Genomic DNA, 2,401 nt, shown 5'->3' with positions numbered 1-2,401 from the left:
CGCGCTGTTGGCGCGCGGGCGCCCGCGCCTGTGCTGGTGCTCCCTAACCAGCGCTGGAGCCTGATGAGACCAACGATTGCCCATAGATGCTCGGCATTGGCGACCGGCATATGGTTAATGCCGTACGCAAGGTAATAGATCGAACCCACGCCGCGGATGCCGAAGAAGGACAAGGTCAGCTTCTCGTCACGATCGCCTGCCCAGCCAAGCAGACCAATCCAACCCGTGACTGGGCGTATGACGAGCAGAACGGCGAGCGCGACCACGACGTCGACCCAGGTTATCGGCGTGAGCAGGCCGCTCACCAGCGCTCCGCCGAACAGAATGAGCAGGACCATCATTGCAAGCCGCTCAATCTGCTCGGTGATGGCATGCATTTCGTCTTGAAACTTATGGTCGCGGTGCGCGCTGCGAAACGTCAGTGCGGTCACGAATACGGCAAGGAAGCCGTAGACATGAACGATCTCGGTTAGGCCGTACGAGACAAGCGTCGCTGATATCGCGATCAGTCCATCGCCGGTTCGCGCCAGCTTCGTTTCGGCAGAAATATGAAAGGTCAGCCAGCCAAACGCACGACCGACAAGCCATCCACCTGCTATGCCACCTGCGATCTCCCATAGCACACGGTACGTCAGCCATTCGGCTACCCATGGCTTGCCCACAGGAAGGGCAACGGCCAGCAGCACCGCCAAGTGAACGAACGGAAATGCCGCACCGTCATTCAGCCCAGCCTCAGAGGTAAGGCCGAAGCGTACTTCGTCTTCGTCACCGGTCTTAGGGGGACCAACTTGCACGTCTGCAGCCAGTACGGGGTCGGTTGGAGCTAAGCTGGCAGCAAGCAGCAGCGCGACAGCTAACGGTAGGCCGAGCACTTCCATGCCCAACGCAGCGATCGCAACGATGCCCAGCGGCATTGTTATTGCCAGCAATCGCCAGGTAATTGACCAGCGATGCCAACCGAAGACGCGATCGATCTTCAAGCCCGCCCCCATCAACGCGATGATGACGACGAACTCTGCGAAGCGTTCGGTTATTTCCGGGTAGCGATAGGGCAGTGGGTGTAGCGTCACCTGCGGTAGTAGGAATATCGCCGCACCAATGCCGATACACACAATTAGCAATGAAAGCGGTAGACGCTTCAGCGCAAGCGGTAGCCAAGCGACCAACGCAATCAGAAGGCCAGCACCGGTCAGGATAAGGATGTACGGATCAGGTGATAGGCTTTGCATCCGTGCCTAACGGTCAATGGGCGGGCTTGGGTGCCACGAGGCGCCTTATCATCGCCGTCTGACGTAACGTCGACTCTACAGTAGAGCGTTGCGGAGCAAGCAGGGGAAGGGCGGCGGAATCTCCGCCGCCCTCAGCGATTTACGCTACGCTATGCTTCAGCGCGCTCATTTTATCGTGACCTTCGCGGACCGACGCAAACGCCGTCGTAATTGCGGTAAGCGTGGCTGGGGAAAGATCGTCCTGCTTCATCGCGTCTTCGAACTTGGCTTTGATATGATCTTCGCCACGCTCGACCTCCTGGATGATCGCCTTGTCATCCTTCCCAGTGATCGCCTGCTTCAGATCCATGAACGTACGATGCGCAGCAGCTAGTACGCTCGAGTTCAGTTCGGGATCACCGCCAAGATCGCGTACCTTGTTCTGCAAATCCGTTGCAACCTTTGCGCGGTCGCGTGCGAAATCGGCGAACATGGTCGCATACTGCGTGCTTTCCGCATCCTTTGCGGCATCTTCGTAGCCCTTCATGCTATCGAGGGTGGTCTCGATAAGGCCGTTCAGGACGGATACGTCGTTATCATTGGTCATGGAATGCTCCGGTGGTGAAGCCCGCATAACGATCCCCCGCCGAAAAGGACCCGATCAGGATCGAAACCACGCATTGTACAGTTGTGTAAGTCGCAGAACGGCCCATGCCGGCGAAAGTGATCGGCTAGGTGAGGCAAGGACACGAAAGGCGGTACGCAATCGCATGACGGCCGCGGACCGGCCTGATTATTTGGAGACCCGACATACCGCACGCCACCCATGTCGTCCTTTGCGCAGGGCCGGATAGTCCCCACGCGTTTGACATCATTCCGCTTCAGCCAAGAAACGGTGCTCTCGATGCGCTCTGTCCAGTCTGTCACGGGCATGGGCAATGGAATGCCGAAATCGACCTTGTGAGTTTCCGATGTAAGCGCGCCATTTGTGAACGGTGCTATGGTGCAGGCTGGATCGAAACTGGAAACGATCGTGTCGGCCATCCGGACATTATCATGACAGCCGAAGGCTACCCCAAATGGGTTATCGGGTTTGATCCCGCGCCTGCTGCGACCGCAAAGGTGGAGGAGGTGACGTGACCCCGGTCTTTCATCCAGCGGCAACCAGAGACCGACCGTGGTTTTCGCGCATA

General features: G+C 58.1%; 2 protein-coding genes. Both read right to left on the bottom strand.

Annotation, left to right across the window (positions count from 1 at the left end; genetic code table 11):
- On the bottom strand, positions 1–1,229 hold a 1,229-nt coding region (locus ASE59_RS13275; protein WP_056457037.1), incomplete at its 3' end, for a cation:proton antiporter.
- A 139-nt stretch (positions 1,230–1,368) separates the two neighbouring features.
- Positions 1,369–1,815, bottom strand: coding sequence for a ferritin-like domain-containing protein (locus ASE59_RS13270; protein ID WP_056457033.1), 447 nt, complete (start codon positions 1,813–1,815; stop codon positions 1,369–1,371).
- Positions 1,816–2,401: the final 586 nt, after the last annotated feature.

It is taken from the genome of Sphingomonas sp. Leaf10, from assembly GCF_001421245.1.
In the GTDB taxonomy this organism is placed as follows: Bacteria; Pseudomonadota; Alphaproteobacteria; order Sphingomonadales; family Sphingomonadaceae; genus Sphingomonas.
This window is presented reverse-complemented; position numbering and strand designations above follow the sequence as displayed.

Bases quoted from the DNA above. Each gene is read 5' to 3' on its own strand.
- ASE59_RS13270 (WP_056457033.1), bottom strand. From the start codon at position 1,815: ATGACCAATGATAACGACGTATCCGTCCTGAACGGCCTTATCGAGACC.